General features: G+C 41.6%; 24 protein-coding genes and 1 pseudogene. 9 read left to right on the top strand and 16 right to left on the bottom strand.

Going from position 1 to position 22,918, the window contains the following annotated elements:
- Positions 1–16 precede the first annotated feature (16 nt).
- The gene (locus ACLOAU_RS16820) at positions 17–769 is read left to right on the top strand and encodes a 3-keto-disaccharide hydrolase (protein WP_427863064.1); all 753 of its coding nucleotides are present in this window, start codon (positions 17–19) and stop codon (positions 767–769) included.
- Positions 770–784: 15 nt separating this feature from the next.
- On the opposite strand, the gene ACLOAU_RS16815 is transcribed toward ACLOAU_RS16820, so the two are convergent.
- From ACLOAU_RS16815 to ACLOAU_RS16790, 6 genes are all read right to left on the bottom strand, one after another.
- A complete protein-coding gene (locus ACLOAU_RS16815) occupies positions 785–1,369 on the bottom strand; it encodes a chemotaxis protein CheB (protein ID WP_427863063.1) in 585 nt (194 codons plus the stop codon).
- Between the two features lie 14 nt (positions 1,370–1,383).
- A complete protein-coding gene (locus ACLOAU_RS16810; protein ID WP_427863062.1) occupies positions 1,384–2,208 on the bottom strand; it encodes a CheR family methyltransferase in 825 nt (274 codons plus the stop codon).
- On the bottom strand, positions 2,209–2,583 hold the full coding sequence (locus tag ACLOAU_RS16805) for a response regulator (RefSeq protein WP_427863061.1): 375 nt from the start codon (positions 2,581–2,583) through the stop codon (positions 2,209–2,211).
- Between the two features lie 8 nt (positions 2,584–2,591).
- Complete coding sequence (locus tag ACLOAU_RS16800) at positions 2,592–6,185, bottom strand: response regulator (RefSeq protein ID WP_427863060.1); 3,594 nt, start codon at positions 6,183–6,185, stop codon at positions 2,592–2,594.
- A 5-nt stretch (positions 6,186–6,190) separates the two neighbouring features.
- On the bottom strand, positions 6,191–7,660 hold the full coding sequence (locus ACLOAU_RS16795; protein ID WP_427863059.1) for a hybrid sensor histidine kinase/response regulator: 1,470 nt from the start codon (positions 7,658–7,660) through the stop codon (positions 6,191–6,193).
- A gap of 402 nt (positions 7,661–8,062) precedes the next feature.
- A complete protein-coding gene (locus tag ACLOAU_RS16790) occupies positions 8,063–8,554 on the bottom strand; it encodes a PA2169 family four-helix-bundle protein (protein WP_427863058.1) in 492 nt (163 codons plus the stop codon).
- A gap of 193 nt (positions 8,555–8,747) precedes the next feature.
- On the opposite strand from ACLOAU_RS16790, the gene ACLOAU_RS16785 reads away from it, so the two are divergent.
- Entirely contained in the window at positions 8,748–10,685 is a 1,938-nt protein-coding gene (locus ACLOAU_RS16785; RefSeq protein WP_427863057.1) for a heparinase II/III domain-containing protein, read from the top strand.
- Between the two features lie 250 nt (positions 10,686–10,935).
- On the opposite strand, the gene ACLOAU_RS16780 is transcribed toward ACLOAU_RS16785, so the two are convergent.
- From ACLOAU_RS16780 to ACLOAU_RS16770, 3 genes and pseudogenes are all read right to left on the bottom strand, one after another.
- A complete protein-coding gene (locus ACLOAU_RS16780; protein ID WP_427863056.1) occupies positions 10,936–11,286 on the bottom strand; it encodes a hypothetical protein in 351 nt (116 codons plus the stop codon).
- Between the two features lie 88 nt (positions 11,287–11,374).
- Positions 11,375–12,087: pseudogene (locus ACLOAU_RS16775) on the bottom strand (sulfite exporter TauE/SafE family protein).
- Positions 12,088–12,989: 902 nt separating this feature from the next.
- Positions 12,990–13,556, bottom strand: a complete 567-nt coding sequence (locus ACLOAU_RS16770; RefSeq protein ID WP_427863055.1) for a hypothetical protein — start codon at positions 13,554–13,556, stop codon at positions 12,990–12,992.
- A gap of 182 nt (positions 13,557–13,738) precedes the next feature.
- Between ACLOAU_RS16770 and ACLOAU_RS16765 the strand changes: the two genes are divergently transcribed.
- The 6 genes from ACLOAU_RS16765 (at position 13,739) to ACLOAU_RS16740 (ending at position 16,678) form a co-directional block, all read left to right on the top strand.
- Positions 13,739–14,146: an ORF6N domain-containing protein gene (locus ACLOAU_RS16765; protein WP_427863054.1), complete on the top strand. Its 408-nt coding sequence runs from the start codon at positions 13,739–13,741 to the stop codon at positions 14,144–14,146.
- Positions 14,147–14,246: 100 nt separating this feature from the next.
- The gene (locus tag ACLOAU_RS16760; RefSeq protein WP_427863053.1) at positions 14,247–14,381 is read left to right on the top strand and encodes a hypothetical protein; all 135 of its coding nucleotides are present in this window, start codon (positions 14,247–14,249) and stop codon (positions 14,379–14,381) included.
- The gene (locus tag ACLOAU_RS16755; RefSeq protein ID WP_427863052.1) at positions 14,378–14,857 is read left to right on the top strand and encodes an SMI1/KNR4 family protein; all 480 of its coding nucleotides are present in this window, start codon (positions 14,378–14,380) and stop codon (positions 14,855–14,857) included. Before ACLOAU_RS16760 ends, ACLOAU_RS16755 begins: the two co-directional genes overlap by 4 nt.
- A gap of 28 nt (positions 14,858–14,885) precedes the next feature.
- Entirely contained in the window at positions 14,886–15,368 is a 483-nt protein-coding gene (locus ACLOAU_RS16750; protein ID WP_427863051.1) for a hypothetical protein, read from the top strand.
- A gap of 137 nt (positions 15,369–15,505) precedes the next feature.
- Positions 15,506–15,922 (top strand): XRE family transcriptional regulator, encoded by a 417-nt coding sequence (locus ACLOAU_RS16745; RefSeq protein ID WP_427863050.1) that lies wholly within the window; start codon positions 15,506–15,508, stop codon positions 15,920–15,922.
- A 78-nt stretch (positions 15,923–16,000) separates the two neighbouring features.
- Positions 16,001–16,678 carry a hypothetical protein gene (locus tag ACLOAU_RS16740; protein WP_427863049.1) on the top strand — a complete coding sequence of 226 codons (678 nt, stop codon included), beginning with the start codon at positions 16,001–16,003 and terminating at the stop codon, positions 16,676–16,678.
- A gap of 54 nt (positions 16,679–16,732) precedes the next feature.
- Here ACLOAU_RS16740 and ACLOAU_RS16735 read toward each other — a convergent pair whose 3' ends face one another.
- The 5 genes from ACLOAU_RS16735 to ACLOAU_RS16715 all read right to left on the bottom strand — a co-directional run bounded on the left by ACLOAU_RS16735 (position 16,733) and on the right by ACLOAU_RS16715 (position 19,947).
- The gene (locus tag ACLOAU_RS16735; RefSeq protein WP_427863048.1) at positions 16,733–17,713 is read right to left on the bottom strand and encodes a RelA/SpoT-related domain-containing protein; all 981 of its coding nucleotides are present in this window, start codon (positions 17,711–17,713) and stop codon (positions 16,733–16,735) included.
- A 1-nt stretch (position 17,714) separates the two neighbouring features.
- Positions 17,715–18,773, bottom strand: coding sequence for a nucleoid-associated protein (locus tag ACLOAU_RS16730; RefSeq protein ID WP_427863047.1), 1,059 nt, complete (start codon positions 18,771–18,773; stop codon positions 17,715–17,717).
- Positions 18,774–18,784: 11 nt separating this feature from the next.
- Entirely contained in the window at positions 18,785–19,351 is a 567-nt protein-coding gene (locus tag ACLOAU_RS16725) for a hypothetical protein (protein WP_427863046.1), read from the bottom strand.
- A 113-nt stretch (positions 19,352–19,464) separates the two neighbouring features.
- The gene (gene yidD / locus ACLOAU_RS16720; protein WP_427863045.1) at positions 19,465–19,716 is read right to left on the bottom strand and encodes a membrane protein insertion efficiency factor YidD; all 252 of its coding nucleotides are present in this window, start codon (positions 19,714–19,716) and stop codon (positions 19,465–19,467) included.
- A complete protein-coding gene (locus ACLOAU_RS16715) occupies positions 19,717–19,947 on the bottom strand; it encodes a hypothetical protein (protein ID WP_427863044.1) in 231 nt (76 codons plus the stop codon). It lies immediately after the preceding gene.
- A 120-nt stretch (positions 19,948–20,067) separates the two neighbouring features.
- Here ACLOAU_RS16715 and ACLOAU_RS16710 point away from each other — a divergent pair, with 120 nt between their 5' ends.
- The gene (locus ACLOAU_RS16710) at positions 20,068–20,277 is read left to right on the top strand and encodes a hypothetical protein (RefSeq protein WP_427863043.1); all 210 of its coding nucleotides are present in this window, start codon (positions 20,068–20,070) and stop codon (positions 20,275–20,277) included.
- A gap of 193 nt (positions 20,278–20,470) precedes the next feature.
- Here the strand turns inward: ACLOAU_RS16710 and ACLOAU_RS16705 are convergent, their stop codons facing one another.
- Together ACLOAU_RS16705 and ACLOAU_RS16700 are read right to left on the bottom strand one after the other, a co-directional pair.
- The gene (locus ACLOAU_RS16705; protein WP_427863042.1) at positions 20,471–21,490 is read right to left on the bottom strand and encodes a hypothetical protein; all 1,020 of its coding nucleotides are present in this window, start codon (positions 21,488–21,490) and stop codon (positions 20,471–20,473) included.
- 351 nt (positions 21,491–21,841) lie between these two features.
- Positions 21,842–22,450 (bottom strand): hypothetical protein, encoded by a 609-nt coding sequence (locus tag ACLOAU_RS16700; RefSeq protein WP_427863041.1) that lies wholly within the window; start codon positions 22,448–22,450, stop codon positions 21,842–21,844.
- Positions 22,451–22,918 lie beyond the last annotated feature (468 nt).

Here is a 22,918-nt window from a genome sequence, read left to right as displayed (position 1 = left end):
AACAGGATCAAATATTATGAAAATCAGGAAATTTTGTACAACATCAGCTCTGGCTCTTTTATTACTAGGTTCAGGTAATTTTCTAAATGCACAGGTAAATACCTTAACATCTAAAGAAAAGAAAGAGGGGTGGAAATTATTATTCGATGGTAAAACCAACAAAGGCTGGAGAAGCGCAAAAGCCAGCACCTTCCCTACTTCCCCTAAAGGCTGGGTTATTAAAAATGGTATCTTAACCATACAATCATCTGACGGAGCCGAATCGCAAAATGCCGGTGATATTGTAACCACGAATCAGTATGGTGCTTTTGAATTAAGCTTCGACTTTAAACTCACCCGCGGCGCCAATAGTGGCGTAAAGTATTTTGTTACTTTGAAAGAACAAACAGGTTTGTCGGCTATCGGCTTAGAATACCAGATACTCGATGATGCGGTGCATCCGGACGCCAAGCTGGGGCGTGACGGTAACCGTACACTGGCTTCTCTTTATGATCTGAAAACCTCGTCGAAGGCAGGCGCAACGCATGCTATAGGCGAATGGAATACAGGTAAAGTAATTGTTTACCCTAACAACCATGTAGAACATTGGTTAAACGGGGTAAAAGTATTGGAGTACGAACGCAAGTCGCCTGAATTCAGGGAACTGGTTAAAATCAGTAAGTATAAAAACTGGAAAAATTTTGGTGAGGCCGACAAGGGCCACATCTTATTACAAGATCATGGTAACGAAGTCAGCTATCGCAACATCAAGATCAGGGAACTGAAATAAATACTACAAGAGCAACTACGGTTGCTCTTTTTTATGGAGCATGTTAATGAATGAAGCCATCTGCGCCGGTTTCAACACAGCATCAGCATCCAGGTTGAGAAGTGTTTGCCTGGGCATATAACCAAACTCGGCTGATGCAGGGTCTTGTACCAATACCGTGCCCCCGTAATGTGCAATGGTTAGTAGCCCTTCCATTCCATCGGCATTGGCGCCCGATAATAATAAAGCCGCTGTATGCTGTTTAAATAAAACTGCTGCCGACCGGAAGCTTACATCAATCGATGGACGGGAGTAGTTTACTTTTTCTGAGCTATCCAATGCTGCCAGCGACTTGGTTTCCAGTAAAAGATGATAATCAGCCGGTGCCAGGTAGAGACATCCTGCACGCAATGAGGTTTTGTCCTCCACCTCTGCTACCGGTAAGCTGCTGTGAAATTTCAGCAGGTCGCTCAGGTTACTTTCGGGGTGAGCTTTCCTGTGCAGTATAATAATTATGGGGAATGAAAGTTCCTTATCCAGCTGGGGAACAATTTCCAGCAGTACGCTGATACTGCCTGCGGAGCCACCGATCAATAATATTTCTGTTGATGCTTTGTTCACAGTGCATTACAACATTAACTTGTTTTTCTCCATATTTTTTCTCCCTGCCACTGCTTATACCGGGGTTCTATAGCAGAATGCCTCAGGGTTTCCTTCGATCCCAGCGCCAGCCAACCCAAAGATTGCAGGCTGTCGTCAAAAAGCTTCAGTACTTTACCCTGCAGGTTTTTATCAAAATAGATCATTACATTCCTGCATAGAATCAGTTGAAATTCGTTGAAAGAAGAATCAGACACCAGGTTATGCGTTGAAAAGATCATCTTTTCGCTTAATGCTTCATCAAACTTTACCACATCGTAACGCGACATATAATAGGAAGAAAAATCCTGCTTACCGCCAGATAACATATAATTCTCAGAGTACTGCTTGATGGGCCCGGCCTGGAAAATACCCCTGGACGCCTTTTCTATAACGCCCGGATTGATATCAGTAGCATAAATTAAAGACTTATGATACAATCCTGCTTCTTTTAACAAGATGGCTACGGAGTAAGCTTCTTCGCCAGTAGAGCAACCTGCTATCCATACCCTTATAAACGGGTGGGTTCCCAGGGTGGGCAGTATATCGTCTCGCAGCGTTTTATAAAACCCCGGATCCCGAAACATTTCGGTGACATTAACAGTAACCTCTTCAATAAAACGTGTCAGGTAGGCGGCATCCCTGGTAATCCTGTACCTCAGTTCTGCAAAGCTCGTAAACTTGTCCAGCATACAAATGCGGTTCAGCCGCCTTCTTAAAGAAGACCGGGTATATTGCGTAAAATCGTAATCATAGAGTTCTGCAATATCCCGCAGCAGCAGTTCCATTTCCTCGTCCTTAATGATGTCCGGTTCTATCATCTATAACCATTTTTCAATCATATCCAATAATTGGTCCACATTAATAGGTTTGGAGATATAACCGTTAGCTCCCGCTTCCAGGCATTTTTCCCTGTCACCGCTCATGGCATTGGCGGTTACCGCAATAACCGGAACATCAGGGTATTCGGTAGAGGCACGTATAATACGGATGGTTTCATAACCGTCCAATTCGGCCATCATCATATCCATCAGTACCAGGCCAATAGTTTTGTTGGTGCGTAATATCTGAAGTCCTTCGGCAGCGGTGGTGCAGGATACATAACGGTATTTTCTTGCCTTCAGCGTTAACTCCAGGGCAAAAATATTACGGTTATCATCATCAACTATGAGAATGGTTTTTTCTTTCTTGTCCATGCCTGATCTTAGTTTTCGTAAAGCCAAACCCTTAATAATGACAATAGCTGGTCTTTATCTACCGGTTTCGAAATATAGTCCGAAGCCCCTGCTCTTATACAGCGTTCCCGGTCGCCCGTCATGGCCTTAGCGGTTACTGCAATAATCGGCAGCTTTGCATACCCGGGCTTGCTTCTGATACGCTGTATCGTTTCATAACCGTCCATTTCAGGCATCATCATATCCATGAGTATGATCGATGTTTCCGGATGTGCTTCCAATTGCATCAATGCTTCTTTACCATCAATAGTTGATACCACTTTCATCTGGTATTGCTCCAGGGTTTTGGTTAGTGAAAAGATATTTCGCACATCATCGTCGGCTACCAGTACGGTTTTATCTTTTAAAACTTCGTTTAATGAGCCCAGCTTATTGATCTTGCGTTTTTCTGTTGCCGGATGATGTTCCTCCACCAAATGCAGGAACAACCCTACTTCATCCAATATACGCTGGAAAGAATGCGCGGTTTTAATAACGATGGAATCTGCGTATTGCTTTATTTTCAGCTCCTCTGCATGCGACAGGTTTTTACCGGTAAAAATAATAATGGGCAGATCTTCCAGTCCCTGCTTTTGTTTGATCGCCTCCAGGGTTTCGTATCCTGTTTTGTCGGGTATCCCCATATCCAGTATGACGCAGTTCACTTTATCCGACATCAGGGCTGCTATACTGTCATCTACGTTATCTTTTATTTCAGATACAATATTAAAATTGCTGAGGAAATAAGACAATGCAGTGGCGTGCTTGGGATTCTCTTCAACGATCAGCACTTTTTTAGGATGGCCGGTTAAAGCATCTTCTATCTTCCGGAAGATCTTGCTGATCTGCTCCAGTGCTACAGGTTTATTGATAAAGTCAATAGCTCCCTTCAGCAGGCTTTCTTTTTTAACCTCCAGCGATGACATAATATGTACCGGTATATGACGCGTTCTGGGATTGCTCTTGATCTCATCCATCACCTGCCAGCCGTCTTTTATCGGTAACTGTATATCCAGCAAAATGGCCGCGGGCTTATATTGCAGGGCAGCCGGTGCTGCCAGGTCGCCTCTTACAATAATAATTCCTTTATAGCCGCGCTGATGCGTATACTTTAGTAATGCCTTTGCAAAGTTGGTATCGTCTTCCACAATCAGTATTACCTTGTCTGTAGGCCCTATTGCGGCCCGGTCATCTGCTACTTCTTCTGGTATTTCGGCCACTACCAGGTTACTATTGTTTACCAGCACCGGTTCTTCTTCCACGGCGTTAACAGTAATTTCAACAGTTTTTTCGGGTGCCGGTTTTATAGGCGCCGCATGCTTGGATCGGGGAATAATAAAGCTAAACTCGCTGCCCGCACCTAATGTGCTGCTTACTGTAATTTCGCCGCCCAGTAAGCGTGCCAGCTCGCGGCTGATCGAAAGCCCGAGGCCCGTACCACCAAACTTCCGGCGGGTAGAGCCATCAGCCTGTTGAAAGGCTTCAAATATAATTTTCTGGTTTTCCGGGCTAATACCAATACCGGTATCCTTAACCAGGAACTGTAGATGGTCGCTGTTATCCGCTGCCGGTTGTATCGTTAAACTTACCGAACCCTGGGTGGTAAACTTAAGGGCGTTAGACAGCAGGTTGCGGATCACCTGCTCCAGGCGCAGCTTATCGGTGATGATATCTTTGCCGGATTCGTCTGCATGCAGGTTTACAGAAAAATTTAATCCTTTTTCTTTTGCCACAGGCGCAAACATGTTCTGCAGATCATTTTTCAGGACGCTTAAATGAACAGCGCTTAATTCAAGCTCCATTTTGCCGGCTTCTATTTTGGAGAGGTCCAGTATCTCATCTATTAAACTCAAAAGGCTGGTGCCGGAACTTTGTATCACCCTGGCCGATTCAACCTGGTCTTCGTTCAGGTTATCTTCCCCGTTTTCCACCATCAGCCTCGACAGCAAAAGAATAGAGTTAAGCGGCGTACGCAGTTCGTGCGACATATTAGCCAGGAACTCCGATTTATACCGGGTGCTTAAAGCCAGCTCCTCTGCTTTTTTCTGCACCTCCAGGTTCCTGCTGGCAATCAGCTCGTTCTTTTCTTCCAGTAATCTTGAGCGTTCTTCCAGCTCCTGGTTCGACTGTAACAGTTCTTCCTGCTGTACACGCAGTTCTTCTTCTGATGCCTGCAGTTTTTGCGTTTGGGCTTCCAGCTCGGTATTCAGGTTTTCCAGTTCTGAGTGCTGGGTTTGCAGCTCTTCTGACTGGGCCTGTGTTTCTTCCAGCAGGGTTTGTACCTGTTTACGGGCTTTGGCCGCCAGTATTTCCAGGGTAATAATGCGGGCCGCCTCCTGGTAAAAATCAAGGTCCGCTTCTCCAAATGAATGACTGGCTCCCAATTCAATCACGCCAAAACACTGGCCTTTGGCCAAAAGCGGCAACCACAACAGGTTTTGTACTTTTATAGCACCGGCCGAAGCAGTAACTGTAAAATCTGTTTCAGACAGGTTGTTTAACTGGCGTACTGCCCTGTCATTAAACACCTGTCCCACTATACCCTCACCCGGTGCATATTGCTGCTTCATATAGTCTTCGAGGCCGTAGGCACTTTGCAGGTGAAGGCTGCCTGTATCCAGGAGATAGATAGCCCCATTTAAACAATCGCCGTATTGAACCAGGTGAGTAAGCGCATCCTTTGCAATAACCTGTTCCGATTTATTTCCTGTTGTTATCTCGTTCAGGTTTACCAGGCCGGCCTGTTTCCATTCGTTAGTATTGATCTCGTTAAATGATTTTTCAAGCGATGCTGCCATTGCATTCAGCGAGGCGCCAATACTGCCCAGGTCATCCTGTTCGGCGTCGCTTGCTCTTACCGAGTAATCCCCGGCTGATATTTTCTGAGCAATATGCTGAATGATCGCCAGGCGTTTTGATATGTCCTCATCTTTTTGTTTAAGGGCTTGCTGCATTTGTTCGCGCTTCTTAAACTCTTCACGTATCTGCAAATAAAAGTATAGCGTAATAAAAATGGATATTAACGCGGCAGCAACAATAAATATAGAGGTAGTATTGGAGCTGTTATGCATTTTCTCACTTCTAACCTGCAGCAGCGCCGTTTCTACATCAGTAAACCGGCCTATCAGAGCCCTGCAGGCATCCATAATGTTTTTTCCCTGCACTAACTGATCAACTCTTATGACGGTGCCGGCATTTTTAAGCCCCATCAAACCTTCCATTAAATGGAGGCTGCTATCTACCAGTACCTTTACACTATCCATGCGCCTCGTCTGCAATTCATTATCGGTAACCAGGCTGCGCGCATATTCAATTGATTGGGGAAGCAACTTTACGCTCTGATAGTAAGGATCGAGAAAACTATAAGTACCTGTAAGTAAAAAGCCTCTAAGGCCGGTCTCAGCATTCTGCATATCCATCAAAACCTGGTTGGCCGACCTGATGGTGCGCTGGGTATGAATGACCTGGGTACGGTTATTAATCTGCTCCCTGATACTGATATACGAAGCCGAAGAGCTTAGTAATAAAATGAGCATAGAAATTCCAAATCCGACCTGAAGTTTACGAATGAGTTTTTTGGACATATTTTTTAACTGGTTGGCAGTGTAAAATAAAAGGTGGTTCCTTCACCTAAGGTTGACTCAACGCCATAAGTACCCTGGTGCTGTTTAATAATTTCGGCACATATATATAAACCAATGCCCAGTCCCTGAAACTGAACGGATGATTCCTCTACGCGGTAAAACTTGGTGAACACATTTTTCTTTTTATGATCGGGTATGCCAATACCAAAATCCTGTACACCTATATATATATGATCGTTGTCTTTTGCGGTATGTAAAACAATTTTCTCTGCCCCCGGCGAGTATTTAATAGCGTTGGTAAAGAAGTTGATCAATATTTGTTCAATGCGAAAAGCATCGCCATATATTTCACCGGTGATCAGGGGGCCCTGCCTTTCAATTCTTAAAGCCGGCTGTGCGCTGGTATACTGAATGGTTTCCACAACGCCCGCAATCAACTTTTCCATGTCGAATGGTTTCTTATTGATCTTAAGTTTACCGTTTTCTATTTTGGAAACATCCAGCAGATCATTAATCAAACCATCCAGTTTAGAAACCTGGTCGTGGGCACGGTGTATATAAGTAGCCACTTTACTTTCGGGCTGCTTATCTTCCAAACGTTCTATTAGCTGTATATAGGCTTTAATGCTGGTAAGCGGCGTTTTCAGTTCGTGGCTGGCTATGCTCAAAAACTCGTCCTTTTTTCTTTCTTCCTGCTTTTGATCATCAATGTCGGTGAAAGTTCCCACCCAGCTTTTAATCCCTGTTTCGCTTTTTACAGGAATAATCCTCAACAAATGAAAACGGTACGCGCCAGACCTCAGTTCGCGAATGCGCAGTTCTACCTCCTTTGGTTGCAGGTGTTGCATACAATCGCTCCAGATCGCTTCCATGGTAGTATCATCCGGGTGCACTTCAGGATAGGTTAAAGGATTGGTTGAATAGTCAAACCAGTTCTTATTAACGAAGAACACATTGCCAAAAGCATCTGCCCTGAAAGCGATCTGTGGCAAACTCTCCAGGGTGGTATGCAGGTGCTCCACCTTATCATTTAAATCCTGTTGTGCTTTTTTGCGGGCTTCAATTTCCTGTTTCAGAATTTCTTTCGAATCGTTTAGCGCTACCGTTTGTTCGTATAGGCGATAAAAGGTTCTTACCTTTAAGATCAGTATATCCGGGTCAACCGGTTTGGTGATATAATCAATACCGCCTGAAGCATATCCTTTAGTGATGAATTTTTTATCGGTATTGACAGCAGTTAAAAAAATAATAGGAATTTCCTTGGTTTTGCTGTAACCAGACAGGGTTTCAGCTACCTCAAAACCATCAATGCCCGGCATCTGTACATCCAGTATAATAAGGGCATAATCGTTCTTTAAAACTTTTTTAAGCGCTTCTTCGCCCGATTGGGCTGTATCTACTTCAAAATCCCAGGACTTTAATAGTTTATTTAAGGAGTAAATATTTTCAACCTGGTCGTCAACAATTAAAATCATGGGACACTACAACTTTGATTTGTTTAGAAAAGCAAAACGCTATTCTCCCATTAAATGGGCTGAATTATTAGCCCCCGAAAATAGTAAAAAACCATGTCTTGCAACGAAATATAATCACACTAATTCACAAAAGCAGCCGGTTACTTGTTGACCTTGTTTAAACTTTCCAATATCCCGTCCCTACAGGACTCTATTGAACTTGTTCACCAGTATCGTTACCAATATAAAGTCCCGAAGGGACAAGATGTGGGTAGAGGAAAAATTACATTTATCAATATTGAGCTTTGCAGGGGCGACCTATTGTCGTTCGTTCTAAAAGTTTAAACAAGTTCTTTATTTCTTGAGGTATATTGTGAATATAAGGGCTGGACAACACTGTTTCTTTTTCGCCGGCGCCATCTATTAGCTTTTTTGTCCGGCTTCTGCCTTGTCGCGCAGGGTCCTGATGGTATTGTGCGATTCCTGTAGTATCGATTGTTGCTCTTCAATTAATAATCTTACGCCTTCGGGCAGTTCTTTATGGTCCAGTGCCTGCTCATATACCTTCTTCACTGCATCTTCCCCGGTGTCGCAACTGCTTAAAATGGTACGCCTGCCACCTGCGGTTAAAATAGACTTCACGCCCATCCAGGCCCTGTATAATTTGCCGGTAACCAAAGCACCCTTTGCAATTTCGCCGTCGTTAATCAATACAATAGCTTCCAGTTCTGTTTTAAACTGTTTGCTCTCGGCAATCATACCGGCAAACAGGGGTTTTAAATCTTCCCCATCGGCATCATTTATTTCAGTTACTGCTTTTTCGTAGCCCTCAATACGATCGTTATTGATCTTCACCAGGTCATTGATCACATCGGCAATAGCTTCTTTTTTTTCATATTCTTCCATATTCCCCATAGTCAAAAACTTGAACCATTTATTAAATTATAAGTTACCAGAGCAGCTCAACAACTATACCAAAGCGTCTTCATTAAAGCGCTAATCATTTACTATTATTTATATTATCCCGAACCTGTTTATATTTACTAATCAGTAACAGCCCTGTTAATGCTCAACAATGATCATTTTGCAAATAAACCAATTGTATTATATGACTATTAAAAGGATTTTTATAAGAACTACCCCAGCCAACCCATTTAAAAGCATACAATATGGGGTATTTTTTCTACACCTCCTGGTGTTTTCGTTGGGCGTTGCAGCACAACAAAATGGCAAGGGGCAGGCTTTTGATTATGCTGCAATAGCACCGCATCCCAGGCTCTTATTAAATAAGGGAGAAGAGCGCCAGGTTAAAGCTTCCCTGGTACGTAGTGCGGAGTTAAGAAAAGTGGACGGTTATATACAAGCGGTTTCTACGGGTTTATTAACGCAGCCGCCATTGGTATTTAAAAAAGAAGGAAAGCGATTACTGGCCGTTTCAAGGGAAGCACTCACCCGTTTGTTTTACCTGTCCTACAGTTTTCGCCAAACCGGTAATATAAAATATGTACAACGTGCGGAGCAGGAGCTGAACGCCCTTTGTGATTTTGAAAGCTGGAACCCGTCTCATTTCCTCGATGTAGGAGAAATGTGCATGGCCGTTGCCATTGGTTACGATTGGTTGTATGATCAGCTAAGCGAACGCACCAAACAAAAGGTACGCAAAGCCATTGTCGAAAAGGCCTTCCAGCCATCGTATAATAAAAAAGAAGCCTGGTTTTTAGATGCACATAGCAACTGGAACTCGGTATGTAATGCCGGCTTGGTTTTTGGCGCCCTGGCTATAATGGATGAGGAACCGGAGGCTTCCATTGCTGTTATTGAACGTGCTGTTCAATCGAACCTGCTGCCTTTAAAAACATTTGCACCTGATGGTAATTATCCCGAAGGACCGGGTTACTGGAACTATGGCACCAGTTTCCAGGTATTGCTATCGGCGGCGCTGCAGAGCGCCCTGGGCTCTGATAAAGACCTGTCCAAAGCACCGGGCTTTATGCAGTCTGCCTACTATATGCTTTTTGCACAGGGCCCTTCGGGCATTTATTATAATTACTACGATTGCGGTAATGCGGTAGCGCCCTCTCCTGTTATGTTTTGGTTTGCCCATCAGCTAAAAGATCCTTCTCTTATCTATAACGAAATGGCGCTGATTCGAAACGGCCGTTATACGAAGAAAGGTGCTGATGAAGATCGTATACTACCTGTAGCCCTGATATTTGCCCGTAATATGGATGTATCAAAAACGCCGGTGCCAGTAAAAAAAGTATACGCCGGTCATGGTATTACACCGGTTGCTATAGTACGCACCAACTGGCAGAACAACCAGGGCAAATACCTGGGTATAAAAGGCGGCAGCGCAGCAGATGGACATGCGCATATGGACCAGGGTAGTTTTGTGTATGATGAAGGAGGCCTCAGATGGGCGATGGATTTTGGCATGCAAAGCTATATCACTCTTGAGTCGAAAGGGGTTGATCTCTGGAATATGAAACAAAACTCACAACGGTGGGATATATTCCGGTACAATAATTTGAACCATAATACTATTAGCATCAATAACCAACGGCATAATGTAAAAGGCAAGGCTACCCTGGTTCAAACTTTAGAAAGCGGAAAGGAACTGGGGGCTATTATTGACCTGGCTCCTGCATTAAACCTGAATGATGAACTACGCTCAGCTACGCGTAAAGCCGTTATTGTAAATGATGCTTATTTACAGGTGGAGGATGCTATAGCAGCCGGACCGGGGCCCGTTGATATACGATGGAATATGGTAACCCCGGCAACGGCTGCCATAGTAAATGATCATACCATCCGTCTTACCCAAAAAGGTAAAGCCATGCTGGTAACTTTTAAAAGCGATGTGCCTTTTAAGGTAGTCATCAGGCCTTCAGAAAATCCCGAAGCTTATAAATGTGAATATGGAGATTACAATTATGCCAGCTATAATCAACCCAATAAAGGCACGGTGATGATTGGCTTTGATGCAAAGCTGCCCGCCACTCAAGAGGGTAAATTTACGGCGCTACTTAAAATGGAGGAGAAATAAGGCGGTCTCCCTCTCCCTATACATCAGGCTTTAAAATAGCCTGGGTACACCCCACCATAGTTGTCCGTGGTTATCTACAACAAATTTGCCCGGGTCTTAATATACTGGCGTCTTTGCGCAATGGCGGTAGCGCACTGTCTGGTTACATCAGCAAAAATCCAGGAAGGATCGATAGCGTCCCTCGCTAATTTAAAATACCCTATTAAAACTTAGAAGGAAGATGACTAAAGTGCAAAGCCGCTGTGGCGGACTATGCCTTTTTAAAAGTCCGTTTTTTAGGTGCTGTTTTTGCCGCGGCTTTTGGTGCTGCCGATTTCTTAGCTGCCTTTTTCACGGCTGGTTTTGCTGCGCTTTTGGGTGCCGCAGTTTTTTTAGGAGTTTCCACTGCGGGTTTGGTTTCGGCGGCCAGGTCTTCTTTGGTAGCTTCTTCAAATTGCAAACCCTGTGTAATTAGTTTAGCCGACTTTTTTAGTCTTTTCGCAAATTCTTTCTTACCTACTAATGTTTCCAACTGCTGAAACTCCTGTAATAAATGCGTAATAATTTTGTCTTGTATTAATTTCTTAGGTGCTTTTGCCTGTTCTTTTGATTTTTTCGCCATAACTATTGATAACAATTTAATAATATAAAATTAATGTAGAATCATCAAACCCAATGTTAAGTTTTAGAAGGGAAGATTGTACCTGAAGCTAAGATGAGGTAAGCAGATATGTTTTTATAAAGAACATAGCCGTAATCATAAAGTTAAATGCAATGATGATGTTTCTTAAGAGTACGGCGTTAATGCGCTTACTGTAATAGCCACCGGCATACCCACCCAATACCGTTGCTACTATCAGTACGGCTGTTTCATACCAGGCAATTTTACCCGCTATAATAAACAGCAGGGCGGTAACCGCATTTGCTGCTGCCACCAGTACATTCTTATTGGCATTGATCTGCTTAATGTCCGTCATCCCAAATATATTCCATACGGCCATCATCATAATACCTACGGCCCCTCCAAAATAACCACCATAAATGCCCAACAAAAACTGCCCGGTGATTACCGTAGCCCTGCTGATCTGCCTGGTTTTGCGATATGGTTGCCTAGCCGTTTGCCAAAGGCAAAGGTTAAAGAGCTTATTAAAAGCAGCCAGGGAATGAAGATGGTAAACTTCGATGGAGGTGTATACAACAACAATAAGGCTCCCACTCCTCCCCCGATGGTAGTTAGTAGGATCATTTTGATTAACGAAATTCCCTGTAAGTTACCGGCATATTCGCGGTACTGCCATGCCCCTGCCAAACTGCCCGGCAACAGCGCCACGGTATTAGAAGCATTGGCCGTAACGGGAGCTATACCGGTTGACAATAATACCGGGAAACTCACAAAAGAGCCGCCACCTGCAATAGCGTTCATAGCGCCAGCCAGTATGCCCGAAGCAAACAATAGTATACTTACTTCCATAGTTTTTGCAGCGGCTCATACCTCGCGCATAGGCCGATCCCTTCAAACATACTATGCAGTTTGTAAGGGAACAAATAAAGTTGTTTGCAGCAATGACCTTCTTACATGTTTCCAGTTCGTCGTCTCCTTTCTTGTCATCGTCCCGACCAAGCGGAGTGATCTCCTCATACGGAGTTTGATGCAACCATCCATTGCATGATTTCTTGCTCCGAACTATTCGCGCCGGGCCTCTTCAGGAGTTGGACCTGTTTGTTGTGTTTAGGGTTAACCTGGCAGAGGTTGTTATTTGAAGAGCCTTTCATTTTTTATAACGCTAATTCTTTGCCTTACTTTTTTGTCTTAACACAAAAAAGTAACAAAAAAAGTCAAGGCTCTGAAAAAATTTGCTAAAAACAATTTTGTAAGCCTAAACCCGCCAAACTCGCCCCGTGGAAGCAAAAAAGTTAATAAAATACCACGGGCTCGGACAGTGGCGGCTTTTTAACGGCTTACTTCATTTGTTTTCTTAACGCAATTTTTTCAAGGCCGCTTGGCATCCGTTCGCATTGTCATCATCAGGTATTCAGAACCTTACAATGAATAAGCGCTTTAGATAATTAAGCATAGATATTCACAGATCAGCGTCCGCCCTAACACGGTAGGTAATGTGGGGCGGACACACCACTATATTCATAGTTGATAGTAGCACCCTTCCCGGCGGCAGGCCGGTAAGTGCCGCCGGGGGTCTTTTTTGGGAACCTTTTTGGACAAGCAAAAAGGTTCGAAAGAAACTAAAATACTTACCGATATTTCTCGAACCCTTTTATCAATATGCTCTAACAAATATCAAAAACAAGACGTCCTTCTTATCGTTATCACGCACTATGCAAAGCCACTTCCACAGCTGGCTTTGCAACAGCCTTCCCCCTCTCCTGCACCACCCAAACCGCCTCCATAAGGCATGTAACATGCCAATACACCGGCAGCAGGTTCATGGTGTCATCTACAGCCGCACGGCTCAGCGCATAGCCCAGGGCCCGGTTCAGGTCCTGCTTCCAGAGAATCGGGGATTGATGCTTAAAAAACCGGCGGAACACGCGGTAAGGGTCGGCCCTGTCCTTACGGCTCAGCAGGCGCAGCTTTGATGGGAGCGGATCATTGAGGTTGGGCAGCGGCTCCCCTCCCGCTTCGTTTTGTTCTAATAAGGCTGCTGCCGCCAGCATTACGGAATTGATTACCTGGAAACCTGCCATCAGCAGGCCTGGCTCCTCTTTGGTGCAGATGCGCAGCTCGGCTGCTGCCTGCAGCGCCCATCGTATATATTTACGAAAGCGGCCCAGGGTAGCATAGTCAAAGCCTTCTGCGAGCAGCTCCTGCGGGTGGCTGATGATGCGGTAGGCCCAGCATTGGGTTTCAAAAACATCGGGGTTGGGTGTTTGCATAATAGTTGTTTTTCATGAACCCGAAGTTGCGATAGTATTGGCTGGTAAACTACTTATATCCAAGGTATTTTACGCAACCTATTGCGTATTTTACTTATATTTATACCAGCACTTTTGCGAGTAAATAACCTGTTCGGAAAGCAACAATCCATAATGGACAGAACAAGTTGAGGCCAAAAACTGTGACGGAAAGCAGCTTTTCGATACAAACACTAAACTATACCTATGGCAAAAGCAACATTACAAGCACTGGTAGCAGAACAAAAGATATTGAACCGCATTTACGTTATTCGCGGACAAAAAGTAATGCCTGCCCCTGCCGGTCAGGCGGGCTCGATCGTGACCTGGCTGAGATGTACGGCGTGGAAACAAGACGTTTAAATGAACAGGTTAAACGCAATAGTAAACGCTTTCCTAACGATTTTATGTTGACTCTAACTCAGAAAGAGCTTGACAACTTGATGTCGCAATTTGCGACATCAAGTTTACCTGGTTGGGGTGGAATACGTAAGCTGCCTAATGCCTTTACCGAGCAAGGTGTAACAATGCCTGCCCGTTCGATCAGGCGGGTTATCCAGTATTCTCAATAGCGATACAGCTATTGAAGTTAATATTCGCATCATCCGCGTATTTACCAGGCTTAGAGAATATGCCCTTACCCATAAAGACATTTTGCTGCAATTAAGCCAATTGGAAAAAGAGGTAAAAAACAATACCCGCGATATTGATAATATTTTTGCCGTATTGAAAGAGCTGATAGAAAAACAAAGCAAGCCCGGCCGGAGAAACATTATTGGGTTTAAAAATTATAATAAGGAACAATGATAGCTCCAACTGTTATTATGAAAATAAAAGAACTGATCCAATCCATTACTGAAAAGCACCGTAGTTATGGCATTGATATAAATCCGCCTGCCACTGCGGAAATGCTCAAATTATTTGAGCAGCAAATGGGATTCCCCTTACCGGCAGATTTTGTTGCCTTCTATACCACCTGCAACGGTTTTGGCTGCACCCAAGATATCTTTGACATGACACCGCTCCACGAAATCAGAACTTATAGCTCAGATTACGGCTCTAACTGGTTTGATTTTGCCGAGTATATGATAAGCAGTGATAGCTGGGGACTTCGATACACTAATAACGGCCGGTATGAAATATTTAATAGCATTTACCCTGGTAAACCGATGACCCATTCGTTAGAGGAGTTCCTGGAACATTTTTTAGCGGGCAATGTGTTTGATAAAGGTGGTTTGTATGATTGGCAGGAAGAATTAGGGATTGGCCCTGAGCACCTTTGATCAACGGCGCATAAACATTTATAATAGCATGAAATCACCGTTATTAATTCTCGTATGCATCACATTAGCTATGTCCTGCGGTCGCGCTAAGCCCGCAGGTTTTTGGACCAATTTCCACAAGGATCTACTGATAAAGAACACTAGCGATCATGGACCCTGGGGCGGGCATAGTACCTGGGTTTGGGAGAGCAATACAACTACTTTCACCGATGCGGCTGTAATTAACTTTGCTACAAAGAACGGCTGGACGATTACTGATAGCCTCACGCTTTCGGCAGACACAATCAGTAGTACAGATTTACCGGTGCTAAAAGGCGACGCTTACTGCGTGGATCTATTAAAAAGCACCGTTATTCCCACGCTCGAACCGGGCGATTGTACAATTATTATTTTCAAAACCGGCTGGCTGGCGGTAGAGCCGGGCAATGCCCGTGAAACCCTTGCTAACGGCTTTGCGGTTTTAAACGCGGCCGGCACCCGCCTTAAAATTTACCACCAGTGGGGAGAGTAAATGACAAGTGCACTAAAAGAGTGAATGCGACAATACCCCGGGTATTTTATCCGCCCTATGGCATATTTTACTTACATTTATACTACTATGATTGCTAATAAATAACCTATTTTTGAAAAGCATAAAACCCATGAGCGATGGAAAAGAAAATACACGAAGGCCGTAACGTAAAAAGGTTCCGCGAAATGTTAGGTATGAAACAGGATGCCCTGGCTTCTGAACTCGGAGAAGATTGGAACCAGAAAAAGATTTCCCTTTTAGAGCAGAAGGAAACCCTGGATGCCGCTATACTCAAAGATGTAGCCACTGCACTTAAAATACCGGTGGAAGCCATACAAAATTTTGACGAAGAGCAGGCGATTAATATTATATCAAATACATTCCAGGAAGGATCATTTGTGAACACCGGCCACTCACCCACCTTTAATATTAATCCCATGGAAAAATGGCTGGAATCCATTGAGGAGATTAAGCAGTTATATGAACGTTGGTTAAAGGAAAAGGAGGATACGATTAGAACGCTGGAGGCGATATTGGAGAATACGAGGAGGTGAAGTTGAAAGCTGAAATTATTAACAAATCTAGTTTCAGGATAACTTTAAAATCAGTCCTCTTACACTTATTAAAAAAATATGAGTTTAAAAAAAGTGCTTATTGAGAAAGTAGATTATGCCATCCAACTAGCTGACGATTCAATGAAAACTCATTATAGCACAGGTGGAGATTTCATAAGCCAGGATTGGGTTAGCAATGAATCATTTCAAAAATTCAAATCGTTTTCATTATCATTTATCAGTTCAACTTTTGCCGAAAGTCACCCATATTATGAACAATTTAAGAAGACCGTGACAAATCATTCTTTACACGCTGTAGAAGCAGGAAGAGGTATTTTAACATCGGTAAAAATTGAAATTGAAAAAGACTGGGTAGCGGACATAAGAAGCCTTATAAGTTCTGAAATATTTTCAGATTTTCTTGAGATGGCCGAACACTTAATCGATGAGAAATATGAACACGCTGCAGCAGTGATGATAGGAAGTGTTCTTGAAGAACATCTAAGAAATTTATGTCAAAAGTATGGTATAGATACTACAGAAGAGAGGCATGGTAAGGTCCTCCCTAAAAAAGCTGATTTGTTAAACTCAGATCTGGCTAAATCTAAAGTTTACAATATACTCACTCAAAAGAACATAACCGCTTGGCTCGATTTGCGGAACAAAGCAGCTCATGGGAAATATAACGAATATAATTTCTCGCAGGTGGACTTGATGTTAAGAGGCGTTTCGGAATTTGCAGCAAGAGTTAATTAATATTATTTTGGCTACCACATATCACCGAAAACTTATAGGAGTCTATTTGTAATTTTAGATTTCCTTTCCCCACAAAATCTGAATTTGTTCTAACTCCTCCTCCTCAAAATCATTATTCCAATTATCAGTTATGGAAAATTCATGATTTTCAAGGCTATACCAAATAATAAAAATTTCCGGCTGTGTTAAAAAACTAATTTCATAAAAACGCTTTGCGTTTTCTTTAAAAATTCTTCTAATTTTTTTTTCATTACTGGCAATAAAAGAATCTATATTTTTTATTATATCATTTAATTCAGCTTGTTCAAAATAATTGACTAATTTATTCAAAACATGAAGAGAGAGCTCTCTATCAAAATCAACCTTAGCATATTTGTAAATTTTGCCTTCGGTTTTTCTTAAGAGGGCGTACATTATGTTGTCTTTATTTTCGCATAATTTAGAATTAACCGTTGAAAACTCATCGTCTGCAATTTCATAAAGAGACAATAGACGAAAAATTTTTCTTTTGTAAGAGTTGGAAAGGTTAGCTTCTTGTTTGTATGATAAAGCATGAGCGGTATTTGACCAAGTATGTTGATTCAATGTCTTCACCTGTACTTCAAAAATAAGATCACCAAATTCCAATAATTTTTTGTATTGTTTATTTGATGGATCAATGGAAAGATCATAGTGATTGGATATGTAATCCAATTTATCGGGATCAAGTAGCTCTTTTTTCTTGTCTGATTTTTTGACTATAAAATTTTGGATAATATAGTTGTCGATCACATCCATATCATCTATAAAGGAACAGATAATCCTAATCCCCAGTTTATCGTTTAAACTTTCATAATTATACACTTTCGTTAGTCTTTTCTTCTTTATCTTTCGTATAATCGATAACAAGTCTTTTACTCGAGAAGAAATTTCCGGAAAAAGCTCCAAATCATTAACTGCATTTTTTAGAATTGGTATCAGCCCCTTGCCCAGCTTTCTAAAACGAGGTTCATCCGTTTTCCAAACATTTACTATTTCTTCTATATCAAGTTCCATGTTACTTGATTTTACGAAGCTTTGAGGTTATTGTAGCCTTAGTCTGTCCTTCTGATGTTTTCTCAAGTTTAACTTTATCATTTATGTTTCCACTATCGCTACTTATTGTAATTCCATTGGCAAACTCCATCGTCATTTTTCTTATTTTTTTATCGATCTGAGTGATATCCTTTTGAAATCTGCTAAAGTCAAACTCTTTGTTTTTTAAATAGTTTTTATAACTGTTTTTTTCGGCCGTAGTAGACAGATAATCATTGGCAAAATCTTCTGGATTTAGATAGTCAATATTCTTTCCGATATAAGAATTTAAGTCTTGATGATACTTAGCTTTCTTTAAATCGTCATCGATAGTTTCAATAAAGGCTTTCGTGTAATTATAAAAATTTTGGGTAAGCACTTTTGGATCCTTGAATGGTTTACAGCCTAGGAAGTCGTTAATAAACCAACTCTTAATCTCTACTTTAGCCTTCATGTCAATCTGATTGTCTGTGACAAGAGCGTCATACTTGACACCTTGTAAACTTTTTTTAAGTAACAAAGCAACCTTATAAACTCTAGTCTTTTTTGTCATCATCAAGTCCTCAATCGAATTTATATCAAACGATTTTGTTTTCTCATTCAGAACAAGCTGAGCACCCGAGTCCATCTCTAGCTTTATTAATAAAAGAGCACTGCTTTGATTGACTTTAGTGGGGATTATAATTAAAATACCCTCGTTGTTATTTCCCTTTTGAATATCAAAAAGATTCTTAGCAATTTTCTTTGAATTTGCTACAAAGTGCTCAGATTTTCCAATAGCTAATTCTTCAATTACCTCTTTGGCAATAGTCGATATCGTTGAAGAGCTTTCAGGATTATAAAGAAGCTTTAATGATTTATCACTTCTTAGAGCTTGTACTATTTTATCTTTAAAAATACTCTTAAGGGAAAGTGTAAGAGGGCTCATCCTCTCGCTGAAACGCGGTTCTACATCATCTTCGTTCTTTTTATGTTTCGGCAAAGTGTGTACTATTACTTCATTGAATGAAATTGATGAAATATCAATATATTTTCGAGTCATGATCACTTGGTTTAGTTAGTTTTTATAATTCCTCCAACAATATTTTTTCCTTTTAATTCCAAATCGTCAATAAATTCGCTTGAAGAATACCCCACAAAGAAGCCAATTAATATAATTAAATAAGGAAATTTTTCATTTAAAGTTCCACCAGTAGATATAAATTCAGCTCCTGACCTAAGTGCTACGCAAACTATTATACTTAAGCATGCTGCGTATATGGGGCGAGATACGTAATATACTGTAACTCCTAATTGTCTTATCCGGTCGGTCTCAGTCAAAGGAATCAACATATCCTGATTGATGCAAGCTTTGTATAATTTTCGTGAATAATAAATACCTGCACCGACCAATGCAGAAAAAATTGCCAACAAAATTGAAGTGGAAAAAATGGAAAGCTTTTTTAAGAAATTTATTTCTTCAATCAATACAACTGCAAGCATAGAGGCACTTATACCTGTTATAAATAATAGATAGAACAGGAGAAAATTGGCTCGCCCCTTGGTCAAACGAAACCATTGATGTTTTTTATTAGTAGTTGGGTTTTCGGTTATAAGGTTGTCTGGCTTTTCTGTTGACATAAATTAAGTTAGTTTTTATTTTCTAATGTTTCTATTTAACCGGAATGACTAAAAGTAAATGAATTTACAACAACTTGTTTTAAAACAAGTTAAATTAGTAGCATCATGTATAATTATGTACTTATAACACTTGTTGGGAGAATGCTTTGATCTGCCATGCGTACAAAATCAGAATTAATGTAATAAAAGCCAGGTCTGCATTTCTTCCTCCTGTCCCTTAAGGCGGCTATACCGGCGTTTAGGCCTTTCTGTCGGGAAATTCTATACACATATTGACTGCAGGTCTCTTTAAACAAGCACCGTCGCCTGCTTTTCTTTGGTATTAGCCAATATAATCGTATGATAAATAGTAGAAAATATCGCATCTAATCTTCTTTGGAAAACACGACTAATTGAAAGAAGCTGGTTGACGTTTTAGCGTTAATACCAAAACATCCGGGGTCATCGACTATGGTTTCAAATTTCTCTACTGATTCGAATGTCCAACCTTGTGAAGCAAAATCGTTGATAAGTACTTCCAGCTTTTGTGCTACACTTCCGGTGGTTTCTTTCACCGTTATATTTGCCACATAAGGCACTACTTTGTATGTTCTCATTGTCTGAATTTTCAAACAAATCTAATAGCACCAAACAGCAAAAAATTACGGGATACCGTAAGCAAGGAGCATATTTTATAGCTTTCTTTGGAGTATATTCATTTAAATTAAAACAATACCATGGCTAAACATAATATATACGTTGATCTTCCCAAATGGGAACTAGGAAAAAATGATGCTAACTTTCATGTTTTTAAAGACGAGGCGAAACTGGGGCAGATCACCATTTCTAAAGGTGGTGTAGAATATTATCCCGCCAATGCTAAAAAACCCATTATCATTTCCTGGTCAGATTTTGATAAAATGGTAAAGGACTGGAACGAGGGATAAAAACCAGGACAAACTAAATGGGTTGAAATCCGCTTGAGGAAGTTCCATATACACACCTATCTTTATCGACTGTAAACCCTTAGCGCCAGTGCATATAACACCGGTATGCCTATTACCCATAGTGTGGTTTTGAGCCATTTTTTCATAATTATTGTAGCATATTGAGGTTACGCTTACATCCTTGGAATTATTATCATTTAATAAACAGGGACACACATTCCCCGTCGCCCGGCAATGCTATTTCTGCGCTATTTTTCCAGTATTTAGGTTTGTGTATAAAATTGCCGTATTTATCAACTCTGAAACTAAATCCATACGTATAAACATCTGAGCCATGAACCAAAATACCATGTGTGAAATACTCGGCATCGGTCACATTCAGTCGAACCAGTTTTCCATTTTTCCAATATACGGGCTTTATCACCCTGGTTTCTCCTACATATTCGCCTATAGTGCCCGATACATATACATTGCCACCATTTACCGATATGCCTGAAGTTTGATAGAAAAAATCTCCATTGGGTAGTTCCAGTTCCTGCACAATGCCATTTCTCCAATAAACCGGCATGAAATTAATGGCTCCTGATATATATACAGTACCGTTTTGTACTTTGATGTCTGTAGTGTATGCGGGGTTGCCCGGCAATATTACTTCTTTGCCGTTTTTCCAGTATTTGGGTATATGCGTGCCAGGATTTTCTAAATATACCTGCTCATAACCTGATACATAAACATCGCCATTATATACCGCAATGCCGCTGGTAGATGCGCGCGTCACTGAATCGGTGGTTAAAGGAACCCGGATGTTATTACTCCAATATAGCGGCGTTTTTAAATGATCTAACGCATTAGGTTCCCTATAACCTGATATAAAAAAGCTGCCACCGCTTATGCATAAACCTGTCGACCCTATACGGTTGATGGAATTATCTACAAAAACTTCAACATCGTTTTTCCAACACTTGAGTACGCCATATACAGTACCCGCTACATAAACATCCATACCATCTACATATATATCAGATGCACTTCCTGCGTCAGTATCTTCCAATATATGCAAAACTCCATTTTTATAGTATTTGATATTACGGTCGATACCCTTTATCAGGGCGTAAACATTAGTACTAGTAGTACTATCTAATTTTCTATTGCAGTTGTAAAAGAAGAGTGCCAGAACACAAACAGCAATTAAACAAAATTTCCCATTCATCATAGCGTTAGCATTTTACAACAAAATAAATTAAAATAATGCATTTAACTCGCAAATATAGTTGCCACCAAATGGAGTTGTATTACGTTACGACATTGTAAGATTAAAAACTAACAGTTGACAGATACCGGAGATTTTATAACACATCATTGATATTAACCAAGGAAAGCCAACTGCCCACCATTTTCCCAGCTCTCCCAGTTCTTCGCCCAGTTCGCGAAGGTTGGAGCTTCGCCGGCGAGGCAAAAGAATTCCCCTGCGGGGTTTACAGGTGGGTACCCACCCATAATGCTTCGTCGACGGGGTTCATCCTTTGCTGGTAACACCGGCAAAAGCCCCCAAGCCGGCCCCACCTTACTCATCAGTAAGCTGGTACCAGCCCTCCCGTATTTTACGGTTTTTACCGGGATGTTGGGCCACCCGTTGGTCCATCTGGCTTATTTCGGTTACATCTTCAGAATACACAAAAGACCGCGAACCTCCTTCAGGCATTCCCCTGAATGTCCAGAATGCCACCGTTAGTGCATTATTATTCTTGTTGCGGTAAATTTCGATTTCGTTGCCCCCGTCAGACACAGGCGGTAAAGCAAAAGAAAGTTTACAAAGACTGCTGCTCCACTCCCGGTTGGGTTTTAATTGTCCTTTTTTCACCTGTTGTATGATCTCACTTCTTTTGTTGTATAACATCACCCAATCGAGCCGCTCTATTACACTTTGTACGATCCAGGGAGCAGTGGTTAGAAAAAGCAGCAGGATAAAACTGAGCAGCTTCCCTATCCTGAGCCCGGTTACAGCAGGTATTTCCTTTATTAGTTTAACCAGCTGTATGATCACAAGAACGAAGAACAACGGTGTCAATATTGCCAAACCCATCATATCCGTCAACAAATCACCAAAAAAATACAGCACCAGCTGCAAGAGGCACCAACCTACCCAAATTGCGATTAAACCTTTCTTTTTCATAGATCACTTAATTTACTATTGGCAATAACCACTGCAAGATACATAAAGCCTGTAAGCTGCAGTAACCAGCCCTATACCAAAAGTTCGTTGGTGATAACGCCAAAGAAGGACGGAAGCCTCTTCCCAATCGTCATCCCGACTAAGTGAAGTACAACGAAACGCATGGAGGGATCTGCTGCTACGAAGAGAGACTCATGCTGATGTTTTTTCTCACATCGTATTAAAGCAGTGAAAACATATCGCCCCAATAGCCTCAACATCACCCACATTTATCAAAACTTTATTAATCATTGCGCAAAAACACATTAATTTATTGTCGTATATTTATGATGCGCTAAATAGTAACTTATGAACCCGCAGTTAACCCGTGAGCTTGTATCAATTTTTGCACGGTCCCCGAGCATGTAATCAGTGCTGTTGTAATCACCCGAACTGATTACAACACCGGCGATTACAAGTGTTACAAAA

This window comes from Paraniabella aurantiaca (genome assembly GCF_050309965.1).
Lineage (GTDB): Bacteria > Bacteroidota > Bacteroidia > Chitinophagales > Chitinophagaceae > Niabella.
Note: the sequence above shows the minus strand (reverse complement) of the source record. Positions and strands in the feature narration are given on the sequence as shown.